This window comes from Chitinophaga sp. MM2321 (assembly GCF_964033635.1).
Taxonomy (GTDB): Bacteria; Bacteroidota; Bacteroidia; order Chitinophagales; family Chitinophagaceae; genus Chitinophaga.
In genome coordinates this window covers 913,091-938,356 of the sequence record NZ_OZ035533.1, presented here as the reverse complement: position 1 = coordinate 938,356, position 25,266 = coordinate 913,091, and the positions used below count along the sequence as shown (strand labels likewise).

At 47.1% G+C, this 25,266-nt stretch carries 22 protein-coding genes; 9 read left to right on the top strand and 13 right to left on the bottom strand.

Annotated elements, in window-relative coordinates:
- Positions 1-89 precede the first annotated feature (89 nt).
- Positions 90-671 (top strand): TIGR00730 family Rossman fold protein, encoded by a 582-nt coding sequence (locus ABQ275_RS03525; RefSeq protein ID WP_349316888.1) that lies wholly within the window; start codon positions 90-92, stop codon positions 669-671.
- On the opposite strand, the gene ABQ275_RS03520 is transcribed toward ABQ275_RS03525, so the two are convergent.
- Complete coding sequence (locus tag ABQ275_RS03520) at positions 672-1,706, bottom strand: DUF4421 domain-containing protein (RefSeq protein ID WP_349316887.1); 1,035 nt, start codon at positions 1,704-1,706, stop codon at positions 672-674.
- A gap of 37 nt (positions 1,707-1,743) precedes the next feature.
- Positions 1,744-2,217, bottom strand: coding sequence for a metallophosphoesterase family protein (locus ABQ275_RS03515; RefSeq protein WP_349316886.1), 474 nt, complete (start codon positions 2,215-2,217; stop codon positions 1,744-1,746).
- 64 nt (positions 2,218-2,281) lie between these two features.
- Here ABQ275_RS03515 and purU point away from each other — a divergent pair, with 64 nt between their 5' ends.
- Positions 2,282-3,151, top strand: a complete 870-nt coding sequence (purU, locus tag ABQ275_RS03510) for a formyltetrahydrofolate deformylase (RefSeq protein ID WP_349316885.1) — start codon at positions 2,282-2,284, stop codon at positions 3,149-3,151.
- Positions 3,152-3,169: 18 nt separating this feature from the next.
- On the opposite strand, the gene ABQ275_RS03505 is transcribed toward purU, so the two are convergent.
- Complete coding sequence (locus ABQ275_RS03505; protein WP_349316884.1) at positions 3,170-3,760, bottom strand: hypothetical protein; 591 nt, start codon at positions 3,758-3,760, stop codon at positions 3,170-3,172.
- 150 nt (positions 3,761-3,910) lie between these two features.
- Here ABQ275_RS03505 and ABQ275_RS03500 point away from each other — a divergent pair, with 150 nt between their 5' ends.
- The gene (locus ABQ275_RS03500; RefSeq protein WP_349316883.1) at positions 3,911-4,747 is read left to right on the top strand and encodes a CHAD domain-containing protein; all 837 of its coding nucleotides are present in this window, start codon (positions 3,911-3,913) and stop codon (positions 4,745-4,747) included.
- Positions 4,748-4,752: 5 nt separating this feature from the next.
- On the opposite strand, the gene hutG is transcribed toward ABQ275_RS03500, so the two are convergent.
- From hutG to ABQ275_RS03470, 6 genes are all read right to left on the bottom strand, one after another.
- Positions 4,753-5,772: a formimidoylglutamase gene (hutG, locus tag ABQ275_RS03495; protein WP_349316882.1), complete on the bottom strand. Its 1,020-nt coding sequence runs from the start codon at positions 5,770-5,772 to the stop codon at positions 4,753-4,755.
- Positions 5,769-6,998, bottom strand: a complete 1,230-nt coding sequence (hutI, locus tag ABQ275_RS03490) for an imidazolonepropionase (protein WP_349316881.1) — start codon at positions 6,996-6,998, stop codon at positions 5,769-5,771. The genes hutG and hutI overlap by 4 nt, the downstream gene beginning before the upstream one ends.
- A gap of 149 nt (positions 6,999-7,147) precedes the next feature.
- Positions 7,148-8,818 carry a urocanate hydratase gene (hutU, locus tag ABQ275_RS03485; RefSeq protein WP_349316880.1) on the bottom strand — a complete coding sequence of 557 codons (1,671 nt, stop codon included), beginning with the start codon at positions 8,816-8,818 and terminating at the stop codon, positions 7,148-7,150.
- Positions 8,796-10,364 carry a histidine ammonia-lyase gene (gene hutH / locus ABQ275_RS03480; RefSeq protein WP_349316879.1) on the bottom strand — a complete coding sequence of 523 codons (1,569 nt, stop codon included), beginning with the start codon at positions 10,362-10,364 and terminating at the stop codon, positions 8,796-8,798. Before hutH ends, hutU begins: the two co-directional genes overlap by 23 nt.
- A gap of 42 nt (positions 10,365-10,406) precedes the next feature.
- Positions 10,407-10,886 (bottom strand): MarR family transcriptional regulator, encoded by a 480-nt coding sequence (locus ABQ275_RS03475; protein WP_349316878.1) that lies wholly within the window; start codon positions 10,884-10,886, stop codon positions 10,407-10,409.
- 280 nt (positions 10,887-11,166) lie between these two features.
- Positions 11,167-11,568 carry an SET domain-containing protein gene (locus ABQ275_RS03470; RefSeq protein ID WP_349316877.1) on the bottom strand — a complete coding sequence of 134 codons (402 nt, stop codon included), beginning with the start codon at positions 11,566-11,568 and terminating at the stop codon, positions 11,167-11,169.
- Between the two features lie 123 nt (positions 11,569-11,691).
- On the opposite strand from ABQ275_RS03470, the gene ABQ275_RS03465 reads away from it, so the two are divergent.
- Together ABQ275_RS03465 and mgtE are read left to right on the top strand one after the other, a co-directional pair.
- A complete protein-coding gene (locus tag ABQ275_RS03465) occupies positions 11,692-12,567 on the top strand; it encodes a bestrophin family ion channel (protein WP_349316876.1) in 876 nt (291 codons plus the stop codon).
- A 55-nt stretch (positions 12,568-12,622) separates the two neighbouring features.
- The gene (gene mgtE, locus ABQ275_RS03460) at positions 12,623-13,999 is read left to right on the top strand and encodes a magnesium transporter (protein WP_349316875.1); all 1,377 of its coding nucleotides are present in this window, start codon (positions 12,623-12,625) and stop codon (positions 13,997-13,999) included.
- On the opposite strand, the gene ABQ275_RS03455 is transcribed toward mgtE, so the two are convergent.
- Positions 13,996-14,529 carry a histidine phosphatase family protein gene (locus tag ABQ275_RS03455; RefSeq protein ID WP_349316874.1) on the bottom strand — a complete coding sequence of 178 codons (534 nt, stop codon included), beginning with the start codon at positions 14,527-14,529 and terminating at the stop codon, positions 13,996-13,998. The two genes, mgtE and ABQ275_RS03455, sit on opposite strands and share 4 nt — an antisense overlap.
- Positions 14,530-14,634: 105 nt before the next feature.
- On the opposite strand from ABQ275_RS03455, the gene ABQ275_RS03450 reads away from it, so the two are divergent.
- From ABQ275_RS03450 to ABQ275_RS03435, 4 genes are all read left to right on the top strand, one after another.
- Positions 14,635-17,001 (top strand): prolyl oligopeptidase family serine peptidase, encoded by a 2,367-nt coding sequence (locus ABQ275_RS03450; RefSeq protein WP_349316873.1) that lies wholly within the window; start codon positions 14,635-14,637, stop codon positions 16,999-17,001.
- A 233-nt stretch (positions 17,002-17,234) separates the two neighbouring features.
- Positions 17,235-19,070: a glutamine--fructose-6-phosphate transaminase (isomerizing) gene (gene glmS / locus ABQ275_RS03445; protein WP_349316872.1), complete on the top strand. Its 1,836-nt coding sequence runs from the start codon at positions 17,235-17,237 to the stop codon at positions 19,068-19,070.
- 164 nt (positions 19,071-19,234) lie between these two features.
- On the top strand, positions 19,235-21,436 hold the full coding sequence (locus tag ABQ275_RS03440; RefSeq protein ID WP_349316871.1) for a DUF4954 family protein: 2,202 nt from the start codon (positions 19,235-19,237) through the stop codon (positions 21,434-21,436).
- A complete protein-coding gene (locus ABQ275_RS03435) occupies positions 21,424-21,990 on the top strand; it encodes a DNA-3-methyladenine glycosylase I (protein ID WP_349316870.1) in 567 nt (188 codons plus the stop codon). The genes ABQ275_RS03440 and ABQ275_RS03435 overlap by 13 nt, the downstream gene beginning before the upstream one ends.
- A gap of 98 nt (positions 21,991-22,088) precedes the next feature.
- Here ABQ275_RS03435 and ABQ275_RS03430 read toward each other — a convergent pair whose 3' ends face one another.
- The 3 genes from ABQ275_RS03430 to ABQ275_RS03420 all read right to left on the bottom strand — a co-directional run bounded on the left by ABQ275_RS03430 (position 22,089) and on the right by ABQ275_RS03420 (position 25,245).
- Complete coding sequence (locus tag ABQ275_RS03430; protein ID WP_349316869.1) at positions 22,089-23,147, bottom strand: cytochrome-c peroxidase; 1,059 nt, start codon at positions 23,145-23,147, stop codon at positions 22,089-22,091.
- 8 nt (positions 23,148-23,155) lie between these two features.
- Complete coding sequence (locus tag ABQ275_RS03425) at positions 23,156-23,938, bottom strand: MbnP family protein (protein ID WP_349316868.1); 783 nt, start codon at positions 23,936-23,938, stop codon at positions 23,156-23,158.
- Positions 23,939-24,006: 68 nt separating this feature from the next.
- Positions 24,007-25,245, bottom strand: coding sequence for a sugar MFS transporter (locus ABQ275_RS03420; protein WP_349316867.1), 1,239 nt, complete (start codon positions 25,243-25,245; stop codon positions 24,007-24,009).
- Between the last annotated feature and the right edge of the window lie 21 nt (positions 25,246-25,266).

Sequence of the window (25,266 nt, the reverse complement as noted above, 5' to 3'; positions counted from 1 at the left end):
TAGGGATTTAAAATGCAGCGAGCTTCAATATTGATCTCCGCTGCATTTTAAATCCCTAAATTTGTAAATCAAAAAATCCCTGAATTTTTATGAAGCGTATCGTCGTTTTTTGTGGCTCCAGTGCAGGACACGATCCTGTTTTTACGGAGCAGGCCACCTTACTCGGTGCTGCATTGGCCAAAAGGAATATCGGTTTGGTATATGGCGGCGCAAAAGTAGGACTAATGGGCGCTGTAGCCGATGGCGCTTTAAAGGCTGGCGGTGAAGTAACAGGCGTACTCCCCCACTTCCTGCAACAGAAAGAGCTGGCACATGCCGGCTTAAAAGAGCTGATCCTCGTAGACACCATGCATGAACGCAAAATGAAGATGAATGAACTTTGTGATGGCGTTATTGCTTTACCCGGCGGGTTCGGCACCATGGAAGAATTATTTGAAATGCTTACCTGGGGACAATTGGGCCTTCATAAAAAACCCATCGGATTATTGAATGTAAACGGCTTCTATGATGCATTGCTGCAGTTATCGCAAACCATGACAGAAAAGGGCTTCCTGTCTGCACAAAACAGGGATATGCTGCTACACAGCAGTGATATTACCGACCTGCTGACACAGATGGAAAAATATACCGCACCTGATAAGGCGAAGTGGATTACACCGGCACAAAGTTAACTACCAGAGCGGCTTGTTCAGCGTAAAACGGCGCACCAGGCTTACCCTGAAGTTGCCGGTACCGAATGCCTGATAAGTGTGTGGCACAGGCATCCTGCTGCGGGTGGTCATCCCTACATAGTGGACACCGGCAAAATACCGGCTGGAATTATACCCTAAAGAAGCACGCACCGTATTGCTGAATTGCAGGCCCACACTACGGCTCACATGACCGCTTTCCAGGAAAAGATTTGTTTGGTTCAACCCTAAGCCACCCGTCACAGAAAGCGATAAAAAAAGATGTTCTTTATAAACAAACGTATAGGCATAACCGGCATTGGCGGCTATACTGGAAATTCCTGTTTTGTAAAAATGCTCTTCCCGCAGGAACGTAGTGTCAGCAATATTGGCTGGCACCAGGGACGAATCTCCCTTGATCTTCCCTAAAAAAATTTCTCCCCCCACAATGAATGAGCCGGCGCTTTTTTTCTGGTATTCATTCTGCAGATTGGGCGCCCGGTAAGAAAACCGTTTGTCGTTGAAAATGTATTGCACATTCAGTCCGAAATCGATATTACGAATGTCAGGACGCTGTGGATAAGGATTGGCAGCCGCATATGATTTACCAAAAACCTCCTCCGGGTTAGCAATATAATATCCTTTGTAATATTGTCCGTAGAAGTCGATCGCCAGTTTACGGAGATAAATATGTGATTGCAGATCGAGATATTTTGTCTTCCCGTATTTATCGTATTTATTAATAAAAGGCAGGTTAAAACCCAGGTTCAGGCCAATAAAGCGGTAGTTGGCGCCAAAACCGATATTGAGCGGCGTATTGGGCCGGTAGAGAATATCCCTGTTTTGTTTTCTGTCAACAATATCATATTTCGTGTATTTACGGGAGCCATACAGGCGAAAGGTAATATCTTCCGTATGATCCTCAATATAGGCCGTATCATTGTCCGTATGCAGCCATTTCATCAACCTGCTCTGCGCAGACAATGGGCTGATCCGGCAGCAAACAATTAGTAATACAAGTAGTATTCGTTTGTCCATAAGCGTTGTTTCAGTTATAGGTAGCCTTTTGCAGCGGTCATTTTGGTAGTTCTATGACTTCCAGTTGTTGAATACGACCTGCCTCCAGCTGAAATCTCAGGAGTGTTTTTACTTTGTGCCAGCCTTGCTGTCCGCAAGCGCCCGGGTTCATATGCAACAAATGGAGTGCCGGGTCAGGCATTACTTTGAGGATATGAGAATGCCCGCAGATAAAGAGTTTGGGCGGATGGTTTTTTATTTGTTCCCGGATACCGGGGGCATATTTCCCCGGATAACCACCAATATGGGTCATCAATACCTCTACTCCTTCCAGGGTGAACTGAAGGGTTTCCGGGTAACGGATACGGATATCCGCACCATCGATGTTACCAAAAACAGCCCGGAAAGGTTTAAATGCTTCCAGTTTATCTGCCAGTTCCACATTGCCGATATCGCCGGCATGCCAGATTTCATCTACTTCTTCAAAATATTTAAATACCTGCGGATGCAAATAACTATGCGTGTCCGACATCAATCCAATTTTTTTCAACGGAGATTCTTTAGTGCTTTATATTATAATTTTTTATTTTAGGCTTATGTTAAAGACTCCTGTTAACAATATTACCGCCTGTCTCCTTATTTGCTGTCCTGATCGCCCGGGTATTGTAGCCGGCGTATCAAAGTTCCTGTACCAATTGGGTGCAAATATACTGGATGCCAGCCAACACAGTACAGATCCCCGTGAAGGTTTATTTTTTATGCGGATGGAATTCCAGCTGGAACTGACCGATAAAGCCGCCCTGGAACAAACTTTCCAGGAACAGGTAGCTGCGCCACTGGCGATGCAATGGCATATCCATTATAGCGATAAACGCAAACGGATGGCCATCATGGTGTCTGCCTATGATCACTGCCTGATGGAATTATTATGGAGATGGAAAAGCGGAGAGCTACAGGCAGATATTCCGCTGGTTATCTCCAATCATCCGCAGTTGGAAAAGGAATGTACGGCGCTGGACATCCCTTTTCACTATCTCCCGGTAGCTGCAGGCAGCAAGGATTTACAGGAAGATGCCGTGATAAGACTGCTTCATGAACACCGCATCGATTTTACCGTGCTAGCCAGGTATATGCAGATTTTATCACCCAGGTTTGTCAACCTTTTTCCGCAGCAGATCATCAATATCCACCATTCTTTCCTGCCAGCCTTCGCGGGCGCGCGGCCTTACCTCAACGCCTATACGAGAGGGGTAAAACTGATAGGCGCCACCGCACACTATGTTACCAATGAACTGGATGAAGGTCCCATCATTGAACAGGATGTGGCCAGGGTAAGTCATAAACATGCCGTAAACGACCTGGTGATGCTGGGCCGGGACATAGAACGGCAGGTGCTTACCAGGGCAGTGAAAGCACATATTGATAACCGCATCATTTTACACGGCAATAAAACCATTGTATTCTGACCGGGAAGGCCGTTCTGTTTATTGTATAAACTTAGCCAGCTTCTTTCCAGACACTGCATAAGCTTCGGTAATACGTACGCCGGTATCAAAATCAAAACCGGCAAACATCCGCCCTGGTGCATTGTCTACAGAAATTTTGGCTATTACATTATTCCTGTTGGCCGTTTCCACGATAATGGCTTCCGCATCAATACTGGCATTTTTACGTGCAACACCTACATTAAAGCCGGGTTCTATAAAAGTTGTGTGGAAGATGAGGGTGTATTTGGCATCTGAAAAAGAACCGGCTTTCATATCGCCGTTTTCACTAAACAAGGAATCAAATTTCGGTTCGTACCTGTCGGCACGGTCGCTACTCCAGGCTTTGGCCCAGGTGTCGCCTTTGCCGGCTTCCTTCTTGTTGTACTCTTCTGTTTTCTTTTTGACGTACTCATCTTCATTATCAAACTTGCCAACAGCAAGATGATCATAGGTAAATTCAACATTGAGTTTTTTTTCGCCTTTTAAAGGAGAAAGATCTCCTTCCACCAGCTTGATTTTCTGCGCAAAGGCGGGGATGCTCAATGCGGCCAGCAGCAAAGTTGCTGCCATTTTGGGGATTGACTGCATAACTTGACAATTTGATACAAACTTATTGAAAATATCCCAATGAGCCTGCTGCTCCCTTGTTAACTTCCCGTTACCGTCATCGCTTTCAGATATAAAAAAGGGGCATATGAAGTCAGGGACCCATACGTTTTTTAGGTAACTTTAATAGCGATGCTACAAGCAGCCTTATATAAATATCTCCGCGGGGAATGCGATACTGTAGTAAAAGCATACACACATTTGCAGCAGGCTCCCGGAGATGCCAATGCCATCCACGCCTTACGTGTGAGTGGAAAAAAGATCAGGGCATTTTTTGCACTGGTGGCACAACTGCCGGAATACACGTTCCATCCCGGCAAAGACCTTCGTGTACCAAAGCTGATACAGGCTATTGGCGGCACTTCCAGGGATACACATCTACAGGAAAAATTTCTTGCCAGACAGGAGAAAAGTATCGGCTGGCGCTTTTCAACAGCTCACCTGCTGCTGAAAAACAAACAAGCCACCACCGATACACTGATGCAGGCCGTTATTAAACGTACTGCTATAAAAAAAACAGTTGATCTGCCGGAAAACTTCAGGGAAGCCATTGCGGATACCGACAGTAAAAAAAGCATTGAAACTTTGCTAACCTTCATTGGAGAACAATACAGCCATACTACGCTACCAGCCAGTAATGCACACCATACCGTTTGGCATGCACTGCGAAAACATATGAAGGCGCTTTATTTCCAGCTAACGATTATGGACCAGGTATTACCTGCATCACGCGGAAGAAAACAATTGCTGCAACATACCAAAACAGCCGGGGAACTATTAGGCCAATGGCATGATGCCAATGCACTATTATTATTTTTGAAAGACACTATTACCAGTATGAAGAAAGAAAAGATGGCAATACCTGTAAATGCAGGGGAACTGGTGAAGCGCATACAACTGGAGACGAAGCAACTCCTGGCACAATGTGCGCTGCACATGCGCCAGGCGCCGGTAAATATTTCCTGGTAACGGTCTTAATCCAGCGAATCATCACCACAGTATGCCATCAGTATTTCAAAGATAATAGCCGCGCCCAGTCTGGCGGTGTGGTTATCTATGTCCAGTGAAGGATTCAGTTCTGCTATATCAGCACCTGTTACTTTACCGCTTTGCAGGATAGCGCGGTAACATTGCAGGAACAAGCCTCCCGGCATAATACCATTGCCCGCAGGCGCACTTACACCCGGTGCAAAAGGAGCCGCAAATACATCCATACAAGTGGTCAGGTATACTTCATCTACCTGGCTCAGGAAATGCTGAATGGCGGCAAACAGCGTGTCCTTGTCATGCAGGTGAAAAGCATCAGCACCTACATAGGTGGCGCCTTCTTCACCGGCGACATTAAACAGCTGGCGGGTATTTCCACTTTTCTGTATACCCAGTGCGAGATAATTAAAAGGCTCACCGGATTGTTTACAGTCCTGCGCCAATTGCCAGAAACCACTGCCGGAATGAGCACCTTCCTCACCGGGTACACGCATATCAAAATGCGCATCGAAGCTGATGAAGCCTGTTTTACTTTTTCGTTGCTGTGCATACTGGCGGATACCACTGGCATGACCATACGTAATTTCGTGACCGCCGCCCAGTAATACCGGCAGATAACCCGCTATGAGAATAGCTTTCACGGCTTCGCTGAGTACCAGCTGTGCGTTTTCCAGTTCACCGTTATTACATATAATATCTCCTGCATCCAGGAAAATCGTATGTGCGTTGAAGTGAGCCGGAAAATTGGCCATGACCATTCGTAAAGCAGCAGGTCCTGCTGCGGCGCCTGTTCTGCCTTTGTTACGGCGCACCCCTTCATCGCTGGCAAAGCCCAGCAGGACCACCCCTCTTTCACCGGGTTGCAGTGCAGGCAGTGGTGATTCCAGCAGGTTCACCGTTCTGATCACCTGGTGCCATCGCATCAGATCCGGGTCGGTGCCGTCGATACGGCCGGTCCAGGTAGCAGCCGACGTGGGCTGATAGCATTCCTTTGTTATCATCATCATGTAACTATTTCTCCGTTTTTCCACACCACAGCCGGTTTCATCTTACCCTGATAATACAGGATATCCCGGTAATCGGCTGTAGGATATGCCTGCATATCAGCGGCATATCCGGCCACGAGCTGACCAACATCCTGCAATTGCAGGGCTGGTGCAGCTCTGAAGGTAAGCGCCGCAAATACTTCTGCGGTAGATAATTTTTCTGCGGCACTCATCACGGCTGCCTGTACCAGCAAATCGCCCATAGGCGCAGATCCCGGGTTCCAGTCGCTCGCAATGGCCAGGCATGCACCTGCATTCAGCAACTTACGCGCCGGTGCATATGGCATTCCCAAACCTAAAGATGCACCCGGCAAAACTACTGCAACAGTAGCAGCATTTGCCAGCAATTCAATTTCTTTGGCGCCACTGGCTTCGAGATGATCGGCAGATAATGCACCTGCCGCCACGGCCACGGCCACGCCTCCTGTACTAAACTGATCTGCATGCACCGTAGCAGCAAAGCCCTGCTGTGTGGCCTGTTGCAGAAAGGTTGCTGCTGCATCGGCAGAAAAGGCGGTTTCTTCGATAAAGATATCCACCCGGTTGGTGAGTTGTTCCTGCTTTAATACAGGCAATAACTCCTCCAATATCCATTGCAGGTATTCCGTTGCGGTACCGGTATAATCACGGGGTTGCATATGTGCTGCCAGACAGGTGGGCACCAGCGTGGCTGCTGTATGCATATCCGCCTGCTGAATGGCCCGCAGCATCTTCACTTCGCTCTCAAAATTAAGCCCGTAGCCACTCTTCACTTCTATCGTGGTCACCCCTTCTTTAAGATGACGATTGGCACGTGCCACTGTATTCTCTACCAGGGTAACGGTATCGGCTATACGTGTTTTGGTAACAGAGTCCCAGATACCACCACCGGTACGGGCAATCTCCAGGTAGCTTTTACCCGCAATGCGCATGGCATAATCCCTGTTGCGGGTACCATCATAACAAATATGTGTATGACAATCTATAAAACCTGGCAGTAATACCAGCGGCGTATCCATAAAAGCAATACCAGCATCCCCATACTGTTGTTGCAGTAACCGGTATTCCCCTATTGCGATAATCTTACCATCCTCGATCACCATACCACCTTTCTCTATCACCGTTAACTGTTCATCCTGCAATGCCCCTTTTAAAGGCAAACCGGATAATGGAAGTATTTGTGAAAAAGGACCAAGTAACGTTTTCATGGTTGCTTCTTATTAATGGTGATTTTGGAATTTAGAGATTTACGTATTTAGGAATTTATAAATGCAGCGGAGATCAACTTTTGATACAAAATAAAAAACTATATCTCCGCTGCATTTATAAATTCCTAAATACGTAAATCAAAAAATCCCTAAATATTTAATCCAAACCTGTTTGCCCATTCCTGCGCCTTTTCGTAGCCGGCATCGGCATGGCGGAAAATGCCCATTGCGGGGTCGTTGAAAAGCACGCGGCTTAAACAGGTAGCAGCACGATCCGTGCCATCTGCCAATACCACCATGCCGGCATGCTGCGAATAGCCCATACCTACACCACCACCATGATGGAAAGATACCCAGGTAGCGCCACCGCCGGTATTAGCCATGAGATTGAGCAGCGGCCAATCGCTTACGGCATCGGAACCGTCTTTCATGGATTCTGTTTCACGATTAGGAGAAGCCACAGAGCCACAGTCCAGGTGATCACGACCTATAACTATAGGCGCTTTCACTTTTCCTGTTCTCACCAGTTCGTTGAAGATCAGCCCCGCCTTTTCCCGCTCGCCCATACCCAGCCAGCAGATGCGGGCAGGCAATCCCTGGAAAGCCACTTTTTCCTGCGCCTGTTTCAACCAGTTGATCAGGTGTGTATTTTCAGGAAATGCTTCCATCAATGCACGGTCAGTTGTATAAATATCTTCCGGATCGCCGGACAACGCCACCCAACGGAATGGCCCTTTCCCTTCGCAAAACAGCGGGCGGATATACGCCGGTGTAAACCCTGGGAAGTTAAATGCATCCGGCTCTCCGCCTTCTTTTGCAAATTCGCGCAGGTTGTTGCCATAGTCGAAAGTAACGGCGCCTTTTTGTTGCATCGCCAGCATGAAGCCTACGTGACGCGCCATACTTTTCAGCGACAACTGCCGGTATTGTACAGGATCGCTTTTACGCAGATCCAGTGCGGCTTGTAGCGATAACCCATTGGGTACATAACCGTTCACAGGATCGTGTGCGGATGTTTGATCAGTGAGAATGTCCGGGATGAGATTATCTTTCAGCATACGTTCCAGCAGGTCGCCTGCATCACTTACCAGCCCCACAGACAACGCTTCTCCTTTTGCCTGTGCTGCTTTTACCCAGCCAATGGCTTCTTCGTAGGAATGGGTCATGCGGTCGATATACCGGGTATCGATGCGTTTCTGAATACGGGTAGGATCTATGTCTGCCGCCAGCATCACCGCGCCGGCCATGGTAGCCGCCAGCGGTTGTGCACCACCCATACCGCCGATTCCTGCTGTAACGATCAGCTTACCTGTGAGGTTGCCATCAAAATGCTGGCGGCCGCATTCCATAAAGGTTTCGTAGGTCCCTTGCAGGATGCCTTGTGTACCGATATAAATCCAGCTGCCGGCAGTCATTTGTCCATACATCATTAATCCTTTGGCGCGCAATTCATTGAAGTGCTCCCAGGTGGCCCACTTCGGAACCAGGTTGCTGTTGGCCAGCATCACGCGCGGCGCCTGCGGATGCGTGCGCACAATACCTACCGGCTTGCCGGACTGCACCAGCAGTGAATGGTCTTCATCCAACTCCAGTAATATGGCGATGATCTTTTGCAATGACTCGCGGTTGCGAGCAGCCTGACCAATACCACCATATACCACCAGTTCATCCGGGTTCTCCGCTACTTCATCATCCAGGTTGTTGAGCAGCATGCGCAAGGGAGCTTCTGTTTGCCATGATTTAGCATGGAGGACAGTGCCGCGTGGCGCTTTATAATGCGGGTGTGCCGCGTATGTTTTAATAAAGTCCAAACTGGTCATGATAAAGTCCGTTTAAAGGTAATTGATGCCGGGCGGCGGCTTCATTGGCTACGCGCACGAGTGATTGATCGGTGATGATGTGGTGTAAGGCGGCGATATCATATGCGAAGATGCGGTCTTTTGTGGCGAAGGAAACTTTCCTGCGGGCATATTGATGCACGGCTTCCAGTACGGGACCGGATTTCAGCGGGCGGCGGAAATCCACTGCCTGCGCGGCATACAACAGTTCTATAGCCAATATATATTCCAGGTTGCCGATCACCTGGTTCAACTTACGGCCACTGATAGAACCCATAGACACATGGTCTTCCTGGCCCAGTGAAGTAGGCACACTGTCCGCGCTGGCAGGAAAACAGAGCGTTTTATTTTCTGTGACCAATGCCGCGGTGGTATACTGCGGGATCATGAAGCCGGAGTTCAGACCGGCATCCTGGATCAGTAATTTAGGTAGCCCGTATCTTCCTTCTATCATCATATAACAACGCCTGTCGGAGATATTACCCAGTTCGGCGGCGGCTACCGTGGCGTAATCCAGCGGCAGCGCCAAGGGCTGACCGTGGAAGTTGCCACCACTGATGGTATCGGTGGCGCTGAAGATGATAGGATTATCCGTTACGGCATTCAGTTCGATGGTCGTCAATTCCTGCAGGTGTTGCCATGCAGTACGGGAAGCGCCGTGTACCTGTGGCATACAGCGGAGAGAGTAAGGGTCCTGCACGCGGCCACAGTCAACATGTGAAGACATGATCTCTGAATGATCCAGCATTGTTTTGAGGCGGTGTGCCACCAGCTGGCTGCCGGGAAACGGGCGGATAGCATGCAGGCGCGGATCAAATGGTTTGGCGGTGCCCATCAGTCCTTCGAGAGATAGTGCGCCGATGATGTCAGCGGCTTCCAGTGCGTTGTACAGGCGTTGTACTGCTTTTACGGCGAAAGAGAGGATAAACTGTGTACCGTTGATCAGTGCAAGTCCTTCCTTGGGGCCAAGCACCACCGGTTCCATACCTTCCTGTTGCAGCACGGCAGACATCTCCGTTACGGCTCCCTTATACCATACCTGGCCTAAACCGATGAGAGGTAGAAAGAGGTGCGCCAAAGGCGCGAGGTCACCAGAAGCGCCCACAGAGCCTTTCTCCGGCACCAGTGCCGTGACACGGTTTTCGATATGCCACATGATCCGTTCCAGTGTGGCCAATGCAACACCCGAATAACCCTGCGCCAATGCATGTACTTTGGTGATCAGCATAAAGCGGGCAATTTCTTCGGGGATAGGTGCACCCACGCCTACGCTGTGGCTTTGCAGAATATTATATTGCAAAGCGCGGGTATCTTCTTCCGAAATCTTGGTATCGCATAACGGACCAAACCCGGTGTTGATACCGTATACCGTGGTATGCTGTGCTACGATTGTCTGCACATAACCAGAACTGGTTTGTACACGTGTAATAACGTCGGGTGACAGGATTCCCTTCACCTTTCCTGCGGCAATGTCGATCACTTTGCCAACGGTCAACTGGTCTGTACCGTATTTAAAAATATCACTCATGACAGGATGATTTATTTTTAAAATTGTTTGGTGTATGATGATTTATAATTGTTTGCTGATCCTTTCAGATAAAGGCTTTTGTTGTACAGATTGTTCAATCTGCGCGATAGCTGCCAATACCTGCCGGCTTTGTTTGTTTTCCATGGCCAGTTCATTCATGGCGGTAGAAATGGCTTCCCAGATAGGCTGGATCTGTAGCAGCAGCTCCTCTCCTTTTTTTGAAAAAGCGACCAGCTGCCGGCGTCCGTCTTCCTTGCAGGGAGTGGTTTTCACCAGTCCTTTTTTCTTCAGGCTGGTCACCATCTGACTCACTGCAGAGTGGGAAATTTCAAGCTGACCGGCAATATCGATCATGGGCATGGGCTGTTGCTGCGAGAGCAGGTAAAACACCGGAAACCAGCTGGCATCAAAAGGAATACCAGCCTGTTCGTATACCTTATTTACTTCCATCAGGAAGTATTCACTCAGCCTGCGCAACCGGCTGCCAAAAACGAGATAACCTAAAGCGGGATAGAACGACATAGACCAGGATTAAATGGATATTAAAAGATTACCCGGATGGGTGCAGTTTTTTATTTTATATAAGTACTTATACAATATTAATGAAAAAGACCAGGATTATAAGGATTTAAAAGATTAACCTGATGGGTGTAGATTTTTTATATTATATAAGCACTTATACAATATTCGAAAAAGGAACCAGGATTCAATTGATTTTAAAAGACAAACCTGACGAGTACAAATGACAACACTTATCATCTACACCCATCAGGTTAATCTTTTAAATCTTTATAATCCTGGTCTATTTAGCAATTTGTTTGCGTTTGGTATCGAACCACACAGGAGAGGTATTGTCCACTTCACCGTTGTAGTTAATGAAAAGCTCCTCGCCTTTCTTAATATCACGACGGGTAATGATGCTCATGGTATCAGCCTCAAAATCCATCTCATACTCGCAATTGGGATCGTAGTCATGGTTGTAGATGGAGCAAAAGCCCAGTGCTACACAGGAACGGGTTTCTCTTACACCCCAGAGGAAAATGTAATTGTGGAGTTTTGTTTTATCCACTATTTCTGTGTCGTCGTAAGAGAGTACAAGCACCGGTGAAGTTTCAATTCTTGTTCCGGCAGGAATCTTTTCTTTTGTGTAGACTCCCCTGCCCTTTCCCTTAGACTTATCAATATACAAGTACGGCTTAATCATAACTCTAATTCAAATAAAAGAAGACGTAAAGTAAACTTAAAGCAGGAAGTTATCAAAATCCTGCATAAAAAATTTAGGTTTGCGGCCCGATAAGGATTCTTTTGCCCTTTTAATTTGTCAAGTATGATCAATTATAACCCGAAGGAGTGGTTTACATTCATCTTCCGGATCCATAAGGCGGATACGGTCAGAAAACTATTTCCCATGTTTATTGCCTTATCCGTCTACTCCGGTCTTATTGCCTGGCTGGAACTGGAAGTATGGAAGCTGTCGGCCAACAATGAGTTAAAGAACATCTCGCTGATGCATGGCCTCCTGGGTTTTGTAATATCATTGCTGCTGGTGTTCCGCACCAATACCGCCTACGACCGCTGGTGGGAAGGGCGGCGGCAATGGGGCACGCTGGTCAACAGCAGCCGCAATCTGGCCATCAAACTGCAGGCAATGCTGCCGGTAGAAAATACCGCTGCCAGGGCCTTTTTCAAAGCAATGATCCCCAATTATGCCTTCAGCCTGAAAAACCATCTCCGCAAAACACATCTCCCCGAAGAGATGGAAGCCGTACCAGGCGCCCCACAACACACCAACCTCTCCAACCATGTACCCAATCAGCTGGCACAGCAACTGATAAGCAAAACCATGGAACTGCACCGCGACGGGCAGCTGACGGGTGACCAGCTGATTATGCTCAATACCGAGTTGCAGTCATTCACAGAAATATGCGGCGCCTGTGAGCGCATCAGAAATACACCTATTCCCTTCTCCTATAGTGTGTTCATTAAAAAATTTATTTTCTTTTATGTGATGTCGATGCCCTTCGGTTATGTATTCAGCGTGGGCTATCTTATTATCCCGATGATCGTCTTCATCTTTTTTGTACTGGCCAGCCTGGAGCTGATTGCAGAAGAAATTGAGAATCCTTTCGGAACGGATGCCAACGACCTCCCGCTCGATACGATCAGCAACAATATCCGGCAGCATGTAGCAGAATTATTATAACAACTGTCCCGGCAGCGTTCTATTTTACTTATTTTCGCGCATAGAGTCAATGTACATGGAAAATGAAGCTTTACTGGAGAAATTCAGCATACTGGCAAAAGAGAAAAACTACCGTGAGCTGTCAGTATACCTGGACGACCAGTTAATTACGGATATAGCTGAGTTGATTCACGATCTCCCCGAAGATGCGGGGATTATTATCAATCACCTGTCGATCACCAGAGCGGCAGCGGCTTTCCGCATACTGGACTTCCCCTTGCAGGAAGATGTTATCAAGGAATTATCTCCCGCTAAAGTAGCAGAACTGATGAACGAGCTGCCGGCGGATGACCGGACGGCATTCCTGGAAGAACTGCCCAGCGAGGCGGTGAAAGAACTGATAAGACTGCTGGACCCTGAAGAGCGACGGATCACCTTATCATTACTCGGCTACCCCGAAAATAGTGTAGGCCGTATCATGACACCGGAATACATTGCCGTAAGAGAGCAATGGACGGTAAAAGAAGTACTGGATTATATCCGCGAACATGGAAAAGATAGTGAGACGATTGATGTGATCTATGTGATTGATGAAAAAGGACATTTACTCGATGACTTCCGGATCCGCGAGTTCCTGCTGGTATCGCCGGATACCGTTGTACATACCCTGATGGATGACCGCTTTGTATCGCTTCATGCCAACGATGGCCAGGAAGAAGCGATCCAGGTGTTCCGGATGGAAAACAGGGTAGCCCTTCCCGTAGCAGATGACCAGGGCATCCTGCTCGGTATTGTAACGATCGACGATATGTTGTGGATCGCAAATGAAGAACATACAGAAGATATCCAGAAGATCGGTGGTACCGAAGCCCTGGATGAACCATACCTGGATATGCCGCTGCTGAAACTGGTGAAGAAACGTATCGGCTGGCTGATCGTACTGTTTATCGGCGAGATGCTAACAGCTACGGCTATGGGATTTTTTGAAGAAGAAATAGCCAAGGCAGTGGTGCTGGCGTTGTTTGTTCCACTGATCATTTCCAGTGGTGGTAACAGTGGCTCACAGGCATCTACCCTGATTATACAGGCCATGGCGTTGGGAGAACTCACTATCAGCGACTGGTGGCGCGTTATGCGCAGAGAGCTGATCTCCGGTGTATTGCTGGGCAGTGTGCTGGGAGCCATCGGCTTTACCCGTATCCTGCTGTGGAACTCTTTCTTTCATACTTATGGCGACCATTCCGTGCTGATAGGCGCTACGGTAGGCATTTCACTGATAGGTGTCGTATTATGGGGCACCCTTTCGGGCTCAATGCTTCCGCTTATCCTGAAACGTTTCGGCGCCGATCCGGCCACGTCATCCGCTCCTTTTGTAGCCACCCTCGTGGATGTAACCGGGCTGCTGATCTACTTTACGGTAGCATATACGCTGATGAAAGGAATATTGCTTTAATAACAACTCTCTTTTAAAGATGTTCCTGCTGCATTTTTTCTGATGATAAATAAACGATCATACTCGTCCTCTCCCACAGGATTTACAGGTGGTTTGGCGCGCAGGCTGCGCATGATAGGCGCCAGCGTATTGCTATGACCAATCACCAAGATCCTTTTGCCCCAGTCGCCATGACGGGTAATTTCATAGATGAGTGATTCCCCACTGGTATCGGCCCGGTAGAAACAGGTATCGAGGTGCAGCCGCAAACGCAGGCTATCAGCGGTTTGTATACTTCTTGTATAATGGGTGAGATAGATCTTGTTTAGTCCGGAATCTTTGAGCAGCTGATATAAAGCGCCCGCCCGCCGCATACCGGCGGCTGTTAACGTAGAATCGGGCCCGGGATTTCTTTCTGCATGCCTTACCAGGTAAAAGGTACCGGTAAGAAAAGTTGTATCTTCTGAAACCGCTACCTGCTGGTGTTCACGTGGCCGCGGCTTACAAGCGGCAAACAGGATCAGGAGGCATAAAATTGGCAACAAGCGCATAAGGCAATGTTAAAGCGGAAGGTGAGGGCAATACGCCCAGCTAAAATTTAAGGCAATTTATGATTAAACCGTTACATTTATTCCCCAACAAAATAACGAACCGCTATGAGAAAATGGGTATTGCCCGCCATTATTCTTTTATCAGCTAACCGTATCTATGCCCAGGAAACCGGGCCGCTTACTGTGGAAAAGATCATGCGCGATCCCAGGTGGATGGGAACCTCCCCCGATAATGTATACTGGGGTACCGATAACAAAACCGTGTATTTCAACTGGAACCCGGACAAACAACTGACCGACTCCCTGTATGCTGCCGGCATCAATAACCATACACCTGTCAAAACAGCCGCCGGAGAGCGCGCGCTGATCGCAGCAAAAGCTGGTGGCACTTATAATACCGATAAAACATTATTAACGTACAGCTACCAGGGAGATATTTTTTTACTGGAGATAAAAACCGGTAAAACAACCCGTGTTACCAACACTACTGCCACAGAAACCGATCCGGTATTCAGTTTTGGCGGTAAGCAAATCGTGTATCAGCATAACCGCGACCTCTATGGATGGGACAAAACTACCGGTCTGACAACGCAGCTCAGTCACTTCACAACCGGTAACAAACCACCGGCAGATTCTGGCGACAAAGATAATGCGGAAGAAAAATTCCTGAAAGCACAGCAGCTGGAACTGATGGCAGTTGTTCGCGACAAGAAAGCAAAAACAGCCGCCGCTACGGCCTTCAACAAGCTGCATGATCCCAAATCATTACGCAGCCTGTATCTGCAGAATAAAAAGCTGCAAAATGTACAGATCAGCCCCGATGGCCGGTTCATTACCTATCGCCTTTACAAGGGAGCAGATGATGCACGCAGTACCATCGTTCCTGAATTTGTAACCGCCACCGGTTTTACAACAGATATTCCCTCCCGTGATAAAGTAGGCGCACCGCAGGGCAGCTTCGAAAGCTTTGTGTATGACCGTCAGCTTGATACGGTGTTACCCATCAATACCACAGACCTCCCCGGTATCAAAGATCAGCCGGACTACGTAGCCGACTATACGAAAAAAGACAGTGCCGTTATAAGGGAAGTGATTGTAAATGGTCCGTACTGGTCGGATCAGGGTACCCATGCGATTGCCGACATCCGCTCACAGGATAACAAGGACCGCTGGATTGTACTGCTGGATGCAGTTACGGGGAAAGTAAAAACATTGAACCGGCAGCGGGACGAAGCATGGATTGCCGGACCCGGTATTGGCTGGAGTATGGGCGGTGGCAACATCGGCTGGATAGATGAAAACACCTGCTGGTATCAATCTGAAGCCAGCGGCTATTCACACCTGTATACGGCTAACGTAAATGATGGTCACATCAAACAACTCACCAGCGGGAATTACGAAGTACAGGAAGCACAATTATCACATGACCGGAAATTTTTCTATCTTGTTACGAATGAAGTGCATCCGGGCGAAAAGCAATTTTATCGTATAGGCGTAAACGGTGGTAAGGCAGAAAGAATTACCACGATGCAGGGGGCGCATGAAGTCAGCATTTCACCAGATGAAAAATGGATCGCCTTCCGTTATTCCTATTCCAACAAACCCTGGGAACTGTACCTCCAGCCTAACAAGGCGGGAGCAAAACCAGTACAGATCACCAACCAGGCGCAGTCGGATGAGTTCCGTTCCTATCACTGGCGCGATCCGGAAGTGATCACATTCACGGCCCGGGATCAGCAGCCGGTATATGCACGTTTATACACCCCGGACCCGGCAAAGAACAACGGTGCGGCTGTTATATTTGTACATGGCGCAGGCTATTTACAGAACGCACATAAATGGTGGAGTACCTACTTCAGGGAGTATATGTTTCACAACCTGTTAGCAGACAAAGGCTATACGGTACTGGACATAGATTACCGCGGCAGCGCCGGCTATGGCCGGAACTGGCGAACAGGCATCTATCGTCACATGGGAGGAAAAGATCTGGAGGACGAAGTGGACGGCGCAAAATACCTGGCAGAGAAATTGCAGGTGGACGCCCAACGGATTGGTATATACGGCGGCAGCTACGGAGGCTTTATGACATTGATGGGGATGTTTACAACACCCGGTGTATTTGCTTCCGGTGCGGCTTTACGCTCCGTTACTGATTGGGCACATTACAACCATGGCTATACCAGCAATATCCTGAATGAACCATTTACGGATAGTATTGCTTACCGCCGCTCTTCTCCCATCTATTTTGCAGATGGACTGAAAGGCAAGCTGCTGATGTGTCATGGCATGGTGGATACCAATGTACACTTCCAGGATATTGTGCGTTTATCACAACGCCTGATTGAATTGGGTAAAGACAACTGGGAACTGGCAGTATACCCGGTAGAAGACCATGGTTTTACAACACCGGCCAGCTGGACAGACGAGTATAAAAGAATATTGCTTTTATTTGAAAGCACACTGAGGAAATAATTACGGATTCGTAATTTCCTAAAAGGGATTATAGTGAATGATGAAACTGAATGTTAAGGAATCTTAATATCCGGCTTTATCAGCACTATAATCCCTTTTTTCATTTTACATTAGAAAACCTGAAAACCGTATAACCGTATCTTAAACTAAATGTTTTTTCACATTTTGTGATGCAATTTTAACAATTAATGCGATATTGCAATGATAAACCTCTCCAAAAATTTAATTAAAAAATGTGTGGAATTGTAGCTTACATCGGGCAACGCGAAGCTTATCCGGTAGTATTGAAAGGCCTTAAAAGACTCGAATACCGTGGTTACGACAGCGCAGGCGTAGCCATCATCAACAATGGATTGCAGGTATATAGAAAAAAAGACAAAGTAGCCGCCCTGGAGGAATATGCATCCAGCTTTGATATGCGCAGCCACATCGCCATTGGCCATACCCGCTGGGCCACCCATGGCGAACCTTGCGACCGCAATGCACACCCACATATTTCCGGCGATGGTAAACTCGCGATGGTTCATAACGGCATCATCGAAAACTATGTACAGTTAAAACAGGAGCTCCTCAACCAGGGACATGTTTTTACCAGCGATACCGATACCGAAGTACTGCTTCATTTTATCGAAGAAATCAAAAAAAGTAATCAGTGCCCATTGGAAGAAGCATTGCGTATTGCCCTCAAAAGAGTGGTGGGCGCCTATGTGATCCTGCTCATTGATGAAGATAATCCTGATACCCTTATTGCTGCACGCAAGGGTAGTCCGCTTGTAATAGGCGTAGGAAAAGGCGAACATTTTCTTGCCTCCGATGCCTCTCCCATTGTGGAATACACCAAAGAAGTGGTGTACGTAAATGACTACGAAATAGCCATCATCAAAGCGGATGAACTGATCCTGAAAAATATTTCCAACGAAAGACAAACTCCTTACATACAGCAACTAGACATTGAACTGGCCGCCATTGAAAAAGGTGGTTACGATCATTTCATGCTGAAGGAAATATTTGAGCAGCCGCAAACTATTTTCGACAGCCTCCGCGGCCGCCTCGATGCAAAGAAAGGTACCCTCACCATGGGTGGCATACGCGAACATGCAGACCTGTTGAAAAACGCCAAACGCATTATCATTGTAGCCTGTGGCACCTCCTGGCATGCCGGGCTGGTGGCGGAATACATGATCGAAGAATTATGCCGCATACCGGTGGAAGTAGAATACGCTTCCGAATTCCGTTACCGCAATCCGGTGGTAGGCCCCGGTGATGTGATCATCGCAGTATCACAATCCGGTGAAACAGCCGACACACTGGTAGCCATTGAAAGTGCCAAAGAAAAAGGCGCTATCATTCTTGGTATTTGTAATGTGGTAGGTTCTTCTATTGCCCGTCTTTCTCACGGTGGCGCCTATACGCACGCCGGCCCTGAAATCGGTGTAGCCAGCACCAAGGCATTCACGGCACAACTGGCCGTGCTTTGTCTCGTTGGCCTGAAAATAGCCGCTGAAAAGGGTTCTATCACACCGCAACGTTTCCAGCACCTGCTGGATGAACTGGATCAGGCCCCTGAAAAAGTAGCGACCGCCCTTAAACTGGACAAGCAGGTAAAAGAGATAGCCGCCAAATATAAAGATGCACGCGACTTCCTCTACCTGGGCCGTGGATACAACTTCCCCGTAGCCCTGGAAGGCGCATTGAAGCTGAAAGAAATCTCCTACATCCACGCGGAAGGATATCCCGCAGCAGAAATGAAACATGGCCCTATTGCACTGGTAGATGAACATCTTCCTGTAGTCATAGTAGCTACCAGAGACAGCTACTATGAAAAGGTAGTATCCAACATCCAGGAAATAAAAGCCCGCAAAGGTAAAGTGATAGCCATTGTAACAGAAGGCGATCAAACAATTCCAGCCATGGCCGATGACGTTATTTTTGTGCCTGCGGCAGATGAATTGGTGGCGCCGATCATCTCTGTAATCCCTTTACAACTCCTCGCCTATCATATAGGCGTACTGAAAGGCTGCGACGTAGACAAACCAAGGAACCTGGCGAAGAGCGTAACAGTAGAATAAATAAAAGATTTACGATTTTGGAATTTTTTGATTTTGAGATTTTGAGATTTAAAATGCGCGAAGATTACAGATATAATAATATTAATCTCTGCTACATTTCAAATCTCAAAATCTCAAAATCAAAAAATTCCAAAATTCCAAAATCAAAAAATAATATCGTCTCCATGAATAACATCCAAAAACGCCCCCTTTCAGATTTGGGGTATAATTTCATTGAAACCACCTTGCCAAAAGGTAAAGACGAGTACTACCTGCGCAATGAGCAGTGGAGCCGGCAGGACCAGTACAGGCGGCTCCTCGCGCATGAGGTGGAGGCATTGGTGCGTAATGATAATAGTTCGGACGACTGGAATAATATTTTTGTTTCCCATGAATTTAATCCGCAGCTGGTACAGCACTGTCACTTTTTCGGGATGGTGCGCATTGGCAAACTGGAACCTTACTATCTTGAATTCCATAACCTGCGCTTACCGGTAGGTCTTTATAACAGCACTATCTGCGCCTGTGATTTCGGCGATAATGTAGTGGTGCACAACGTTAATTATCTTTCTCATTATATTCTTGGCAATGAAGTAATAGTGGCCAACGTAAATGAAATGGCGACGACAGATTATGCCAAATTCGGAAATGGTATTGTGAAAGATGGAGAGCCGGAAAATGGCCGTATCCTGATGGAACTCTGTAACGAAAATGGTGGTAGAAAGGTGATGCCGTTTGATGGTATGCTCCCCGGAGATGCTTATCTGTGGACCCGTTACCGGGATGATGATCAGCTGCAAAAACAGTTTAAAGCATTTACCGAAAAACAATTCGATAAAAGACGCGGTTACTATGGTATGGTAGGCGACCGGAGTGTGATCAAGAACTGTAAGATGATCAAGGACGTCACCATTGGCACCGACGCTTACCTGAAAGGCGCCAACAAACTAAAAAATCTGACCATCAACAGCAGTAGTACAGCCGCCTCGCAGATCGGGGAAGGCTGTGAAATGGTGAATGGTATTGTTGGCTATGGCTGCCGTGTATTTTACGGAGTGAAAGCAGTACGCTTTGTGATGGCCTCGCATTCCCAGTTGAAATATGGTGCGCGGCTGATCAATTCCTACCTGGGAAATAATGCGACCATCTCCTGCTGTGAAGTACTGAATTCACTCATTTTTCCAGCGCATGAACAGCATCATAACAACTCATTTTTATGTGCGGCGCTCATCATGGGTCAGAGCAATATGGCCGCCGGTGCTACCATCGGCTCCAATCATAACTCACGGGGAGCAGACGGCGAAATCATTGCCGGCAGAGGCTTCTGGCCGGGGCTTTGCGTAAGTCTCAAACACAATTCAAAGTTTGCCAGCTTTACGCTCATCTCCAAAGGCAATTACATGTCTGAACTGAATATCAGTATTCCTTTCAGTCTTGTTTTAAACGATGAATGCGAAAACCGGTTGAAGATCATGCCCGGTTATTGGTTCATGCATAATATGTATGCGATAGCCCGCAACTCGTGGAAGTATGTGGACCGCGATAAGCGTACTGACAAAACACAGTTCATCGAATACGATTACCTGGCGCCCGATTCTGTGGAAGAGATGTTTACTGCACTTACCATCATGGAAACGGCCACTGGTAAAGCATGGTATGCACTCCCGGAAAACACATCCAAAAAAGAACTAACGGACAAGGATATACGTAAAAAAGGGAAGGAACTGTTGCAGGATAATCCGGAAGAAGTAGCGAAGCTCTGCATCCTGGTTACCGGCATGGAAAACAGCACCCGTGAGGTACAGTTGCTGAAAGTACACCGGGCATATCCGCTCTTTAAAGAACTGATCCTTCTTTACGGGATCAAAAATATCCTGTCGGCCAACAAGCCCTCCTACCTTGCATTACAGGCCGATATAAAAACAGCCCGTCGGGGCGACTGGCTCAACATTGGTGGCCAGCTCATGAAAGCAGACACTGTTGACACCCTGAAGTCAAAGATCAAAAAGAACAGGATCTCCGGGTGGTCACAGGTACATGAGGCTTATGCTGAAATAGGGAAAGAATATACAACAGATAAATTGCAGCATGCCGTAGCCTGCATGCTCGAAATAAAAGAAACACCGCTGAAAAACTTCAGTCCCGCTTTACTGGCACAATGGATGAATGATTCCATACAAACAATGGAATGGATCACTAACGCCATCCGGCGCTCCAGGGAAAAGGACTATAAAAATCCTTTCCGGCAACTGGCCTACGAAAGCGAAGAAGAGATGAATGCCGTAGTGGGAAGCCTGGAAGATAATAGCTTTATTAACCAGACAATTACCGATCTTGCTGACTATAAAATCCTTGTAAGCCAAATCATCAACGAATGGGAACTGTAGAAAAAAACAGGTGTGGCTGGAGCCTTAAAGACCAGCTATACAAAGATTATCACGACAATGAATGGGGCATACCCAATCATGATGATCAGCATCTCTTTGAAATGCTTTGCCTGGAAGGCGCACAGGCTGGTCTTAGCTGGCATACGGTACTGATCAAACGGGAAAACTACCGCAAAGCATTTGACAACTGGAATGTGAAAAAGATAGCGAAATATGATGAAAAAAAGATAGCACAACTGTTGCAGAATGAAGGCATCATCCGTAATAAATTAAAGGTTCGTGCTACCATCACCAACGCCAATGCTTTTTTAGCCGTGCAAAAAGAATTCGGATCATTTGATAAATACATCTGGTCTTTTGTTGGTCATAAGCCAGTGGTCAATCATTTCAAATCCCTGTCAGAAGTTCCACCCAAAACAGCCATCTCCGATGCCATGAGCAAGGATCTGCTGAAACGTGGTTTCAAGTTCGTAGGCTCCACTATCTGCTACGCCTATATGCAGGCTACCGGTATGGTGAATGACCACGTAGCCGACTGCTGGACGAGAAAATAAATATTTTTAAATTTTTTGATTTACGGATTTAGGTATTTTGTTTCTGGAAAGTAACCCACACTGAAACAAAATATCTAAATCTCTAAATAATTAAATCCCTAAATGATTTGGATTTCGCTAAGGGATTCATTCTTAATAAGAGAGGGGTCTGTGAGGGTATTGAAGAAAAGATACAATTGTCTTTTTTCCTGATCAGATAAGGGTATCCCATTTTTTACCAGCGGGTCAGTACTGGGTGTAACCTGCACCCCGTGATCATAAAAGTCGAATACCTGGTAAATATCGAAGAAGCGGCCATCGTGCATATAAGGCGAGCTTTTCAGGATATTACGCAGGGAGGGCACTTTAAAATGAAGGTAATCGGCCGTATTACCAGTGATCTTCATACGGCCTACATCATTCAGGGCAGCAAGGTAGGGCAGGCCATTACTGCGATAGGTCAGATCCGTAAATAAAGGCTCCTTGTGACAAGCCGCACACTTTTGCTGGAAGATGGTATATCCCGCCGCTTCTTCTTCCGAAAAAACCACACCTGGCTCTTTACGCATTACACTATCATACTTCGAATTACCGGATACCATCGTAGCCACAAACTGCGTAATGGCCTTAAACATCCGTTCGCTCGTAATTTCTTCCGAGCCAAATGCTTCTTTAAACAACCGGCGGTATTTGGGGTCCTGTTGCATCTTCCCCATCAGTTCTTTCAGGTCTACCCCCATTTCATTATGATCTGTAAGAGGTGTCAGCGGCTGTATTTCCAGGTTATTCACACCGCCATCCCACATAAATGCCTTTTGCCAGATCATATTAAAGATAGTGGGTACGGAGCGGCTACCCTGTGCCCCGCCTACACCATGACTGAGTGCATGATCAAAGTGGCCGAATGCCGCAAACTGCTGATGACAAAAACCACAGGAAACCGTGCTGTCGCGCGAGAGCCGGAAATCATAGAACATGAACCGTCCCAGGGCAATGCCTTGTTTCGTCAACGGATTTTTGCTGAAATCATATACCGGTTCGGGGAAGCCAGGCGGCAGCTGCAACGTATAAGGATCAGGAGCGGTGTTGCCGCTACCATTGTTTTCCTTTCTGCACGCATGCACCAGGAATAACAACAGGCAGAAAGCCCCTGCGATATACATTGCTTTTCGATTCATCTGCTTGTTTAATTAGCAATTGTTTTAACACTGAACATGTGCTGATAGTTCGCCGCGATTTTCATGGCATCAGCACCGGGCGCCATGATTACAGCTACTTTTTTAAAACTGATGGTATCAGGTGTAAACCACTTTGCTGCATCTGCGGTAATGCTTACCAGCGGGTGTTTATCTACAGCTACTACAACCGCTTCGGGGAAATCAAGCGTTATAAAATTCAAAACTTTATCCGCTGCTTTGTAGCCACCGATATGAAAAAGGAACTTGTTTTCAAGCGCATTAACAACCGGTGCAATGCCTTCCATCTGTGCCATAATATAGCCACTGTTCCATGTCCAGAATAGCCCATTTTCAGGCGCCAATGCACCTGTTTGCACCCCGCTCACATTGCGGGCACTATCTACGCCCACCAGGAAACGGATACTGCTGTAGTTACCGGTAGGAACGCTGTCGAGTATAATTATTTTTGAGGCTGCATCCGCATCATCCACCATGAAATATGCTGGTGGTAATGTTATTGTTTTTCCGGAAGTGGATACCAGGGAGAAATTACTGAGATAATAACGGAAACGGGTAATCGTAAATGATTCACCGGAAGGGTTGGTATAAACGGAATCTATGCGTACCAGCGGGTGGCTGTTCATCATGTTTGTGATAGCTAACTGCAACGGTGACGTAACAGCCGGCATGTCTGCTGAGGTATTGTTCTTGGAGCAGCCTGCAAACCCTATGCACAGGCAGCTGATAACGAGGAACCGCCAGGCAGGGCCAATAAAAATCCGCAAAATCATGGTCTTCCCTTTTGTATAAGAAAGTTACGATGATTTTGCGGATTACCTGTTAAAAACAACGCAGTTCTTTAAGTTCTGCGATATCCTCTCCAGCCATAATAGAATACCACCATGAAGCAGATCATAGGGATACCATATGAGATAGCTGTTGATTGCCATTCTGTTACGAGGCCCATCAGGTAAGGCACAGAAGCGCCGCCTACAATAGACATTACCTGGTAGGAAGCCCCTTCCTTTGTATGTTTACCCAGATCTTTTACACCCAGTGCAAAAATAGTAGGGAACATGATAGACATAAAGAAGAAAACTGCGATCAGTGCATATACAGCAGGCGCGCCGTTACCGGTCATTACAAAAGCGCACAAAAACACATTCACAAAAGCATATACTGCCAGCAGTTTATTAGGCGCTATTTTACGCATCAGCGCCGTACCTACAAAGCGGCCTACCAGGAACAGCACCATACCGGCTGACAGCAGGTAAGCGCCTTTTTCATTGGAGGTGCCATGCCAGTATTCAGTGGCGTAATTAATAAACAGGGCGCCTACACCCACCTGGGCGGCTACATAAAAGAACTGGGCGATAACGCCGCCTACAAAATGTTTATGTGCAAAAAGCGGGCGTTCATCTTTCATCACTTCCTCTCCTTCTACTTCTTCTTCTTTAATTTCCGGCAGTGTGGTCCTGTAAAAGAAAGCGGCAATAAGCAATACAATCACACCGATAGCAATATAGGTGAGCTGTACGGAGGTAAGATCATTTTTGTTGTCGCCGCCAAAAAACAAGGCGCCGCCAATAACTGGTCCGAGGAAAGATCCCAGGCCGTTGAAACACTGTGATAAGTTGAGGCGTTGCTCAGAAGTTTCCTTTGCGCCCAATACGGTAACATAAGGGTTGGCAGCCGTTTCCAGGCAAGCCAGTCCACATGCCAGTACAAATAAGGACAGCAGGAAAAAATCGAAATTCAGTGCACGCGCAGCCGGGTAAAACATAAATGCGCCCGTGGCATATAACAACAGCCCCATTATAATCCCTTTCTTATATCCGAACTTTTTCATAAACATACCTGCCGGTAATGCCATGATAAAGTAAGCCCCAAAATAAGCGCCCTGTAATAAGGTAGAGCGTTTCGTGGTAATGCTCAGCACTTCCTGGAAATGTTTGTTCAACACATCCAGCAAACCATAAGCAAGACCCCACAAAAAGAAAAGACTGGTAACCAGTATAAAAGGAATAAGGTAGCCAGTCTTCGTGCCTGGTTGGGCACTACTGGTATAGGTGGAATTACTTACTGTGCCTCCGGCCATAACGAAGAGTTTATGATTTCA

What these genes read in the sequence shown, in the direction of transcription:
- ABQ275_RS03525 (WP_349316888.1), top strand. Translation starts at nt 90, where the DNA reads ATGAAGCGTATCGTCGTTTTTTGTGGCTCCAGTGCAGGACACGATCCT.
- ABQ275_RS03520 (WP_349316887.1), bottom strand. Translation starts at nt 1,706, where the DNA reads ATGGACAAACGAATACTACTTGTATTACTAATTGTTTGCTGCCGGATC.
- ABQ275_RS03515 (WP_349316886.1), bottom strand. Translation starts at nt 2,217, where the DNA reads ATGTCGGACACGCATAGTTATTTGCATCCGCAGGTATTTAAATATTTT.
- purU (WP_349316885.1), top strand. Translation starts at nt 2,282, where the DNA reads ATGTTAAAGACTCCTGTTAACAATATTACCGCCTGTCTCCTTATTTGC.
- ABQ275_RS03505 (WP_349316884.1), bottom strand. Translation starts at nt 3,760, where the DNA reads ATGCAGTCAATCCCCAAAATGGCAGCAACTTTGCTGCTGGCCGCATTG.
- ABQ275_RS03500 (WP_349316883.1), top strand. Translation starts at nt 3,911, where the DNA reads ATGCTACAAGCAGCCTTATATAAATATCTCCGCGGGGAATGCGATACT.
- hutG (WP_349316882.1), bottom strand. Translation starts at nt 5,772, where the DNA reads ATGATGATGATAACAAAGGAATGCTATCAGCCCACGTCGGCTGCTACC.
- hutI (WP_349316881.1), bottom strand. Translation starts at nt 6,998, where the DNA reads ATGAAAACGTTACTTGGTCCTTTTTCACAAATACTTCCATTATCCGGT.
- hutU (WP_349316880.1), bottom strand. Translation starts at nt 8,818, where the DNA reads ATGACCAGTTTGGACTTTATTAAAACATACGCGGCACACCCGCATTAT.
- hutH (WP_349316879.1), bottom strand. Translation starts at nt 10,364, where the DNA reads ATGAGTGATATTTTTAAATACGGTACAGACCAGTTGACCGTTGGCAAA.
- ABQ275_RS03475 (WP_349316878.1), bottom strand. Translation starts at nt 10,886, where the DNA reads ATGTCGTTCTATCCCGCTTTAGGTTATCTCGTTTTTGGCAGCCGGTTG.
- ABQ275_RS03470 (WP_349316877.1), bottom strand. Translation starts at nt 11,568, where the DNA reads ATGATTAAGCCGTACTTGTATATTGATAAGTCTAAGGGAAAGGGCAGG.
- ABQ275_RS03465 (WP_349316876.1), top strand. Translation starts at nt 11,692, where the DNA reads ATGATCAATTATAACCCGAAGGAGTGGTTTACATTCATCTTCCGGATC.
- mgtE (WP_349316875.1), top strand. Translation starts at nt 12,623, where the DNA reads ATGGAAAATGAAGCTTTACTGGAGAAATTCAGCATACTGGCAAAAGAG.
- ABQ275_RS03455 (WP_349316874.1), bottom strand. Translation starts at nt 14,529, where the DNA reads ATGCGCTTGTTGCCAATTTTATGCCTCCTGATCCTGTTTGCCGCTTGT.
- ABQ275_RS03450 (WP_349316873.1), top strand. Translation starts at nt 14,635, where the DNA reads ATGAGAAAATGGGTATTGCCCGCCATTATTCTTTTATCAGCTAACCGT.
- glmS (WP_349316872.1), top strand. Translation starts at nt 17,235, where the DNA reads ATGTGTGGAATTGTAGCTTACATCGGGCAACGCGAAGCTTATCCGGTA.
- ABQ275_RS03440 (WP_349316871.1), top strand. Translation starts at nt 19,235, where the DNA reads ATGAATAACATCCAAAAACGCCCCCTTTCAGATTTGGGGTATAATTTC.
- ABQ275_RS03435 (WP_349316870.1), top strand. Translation starts at nt 21,424, where the DNA reads ATGGGAACTGTAGAAAAAAACAGGTGTGGCTGGAGCCTTAAAGACCAG.
- ABQ275_RS03430 (WP_349316869.1), bottom strand. Translation starts at nt 23,147, where the DNA reads ATGAATCGAAAAGCAATGTATATCGCAGGGGCTTTCTGCCTGTTGTTA.
- ABQ275_RS03425 (WP_349316868.1), bottom strand. Translation starts at nt 23,938, where the DNA reads ATGATTTTGCGGATTTTTATTGGCCCTGCCTGGCGGTTCCTCGTTATC.
- ABQ275_RS03420 (WP_349316867.1), bottom strand. Translation starts at nt 25,245, where the DNA reads ATGGCCGGAGGCACAGTAAGTAATTCCACCTATACCAGTAGTGCCCAA.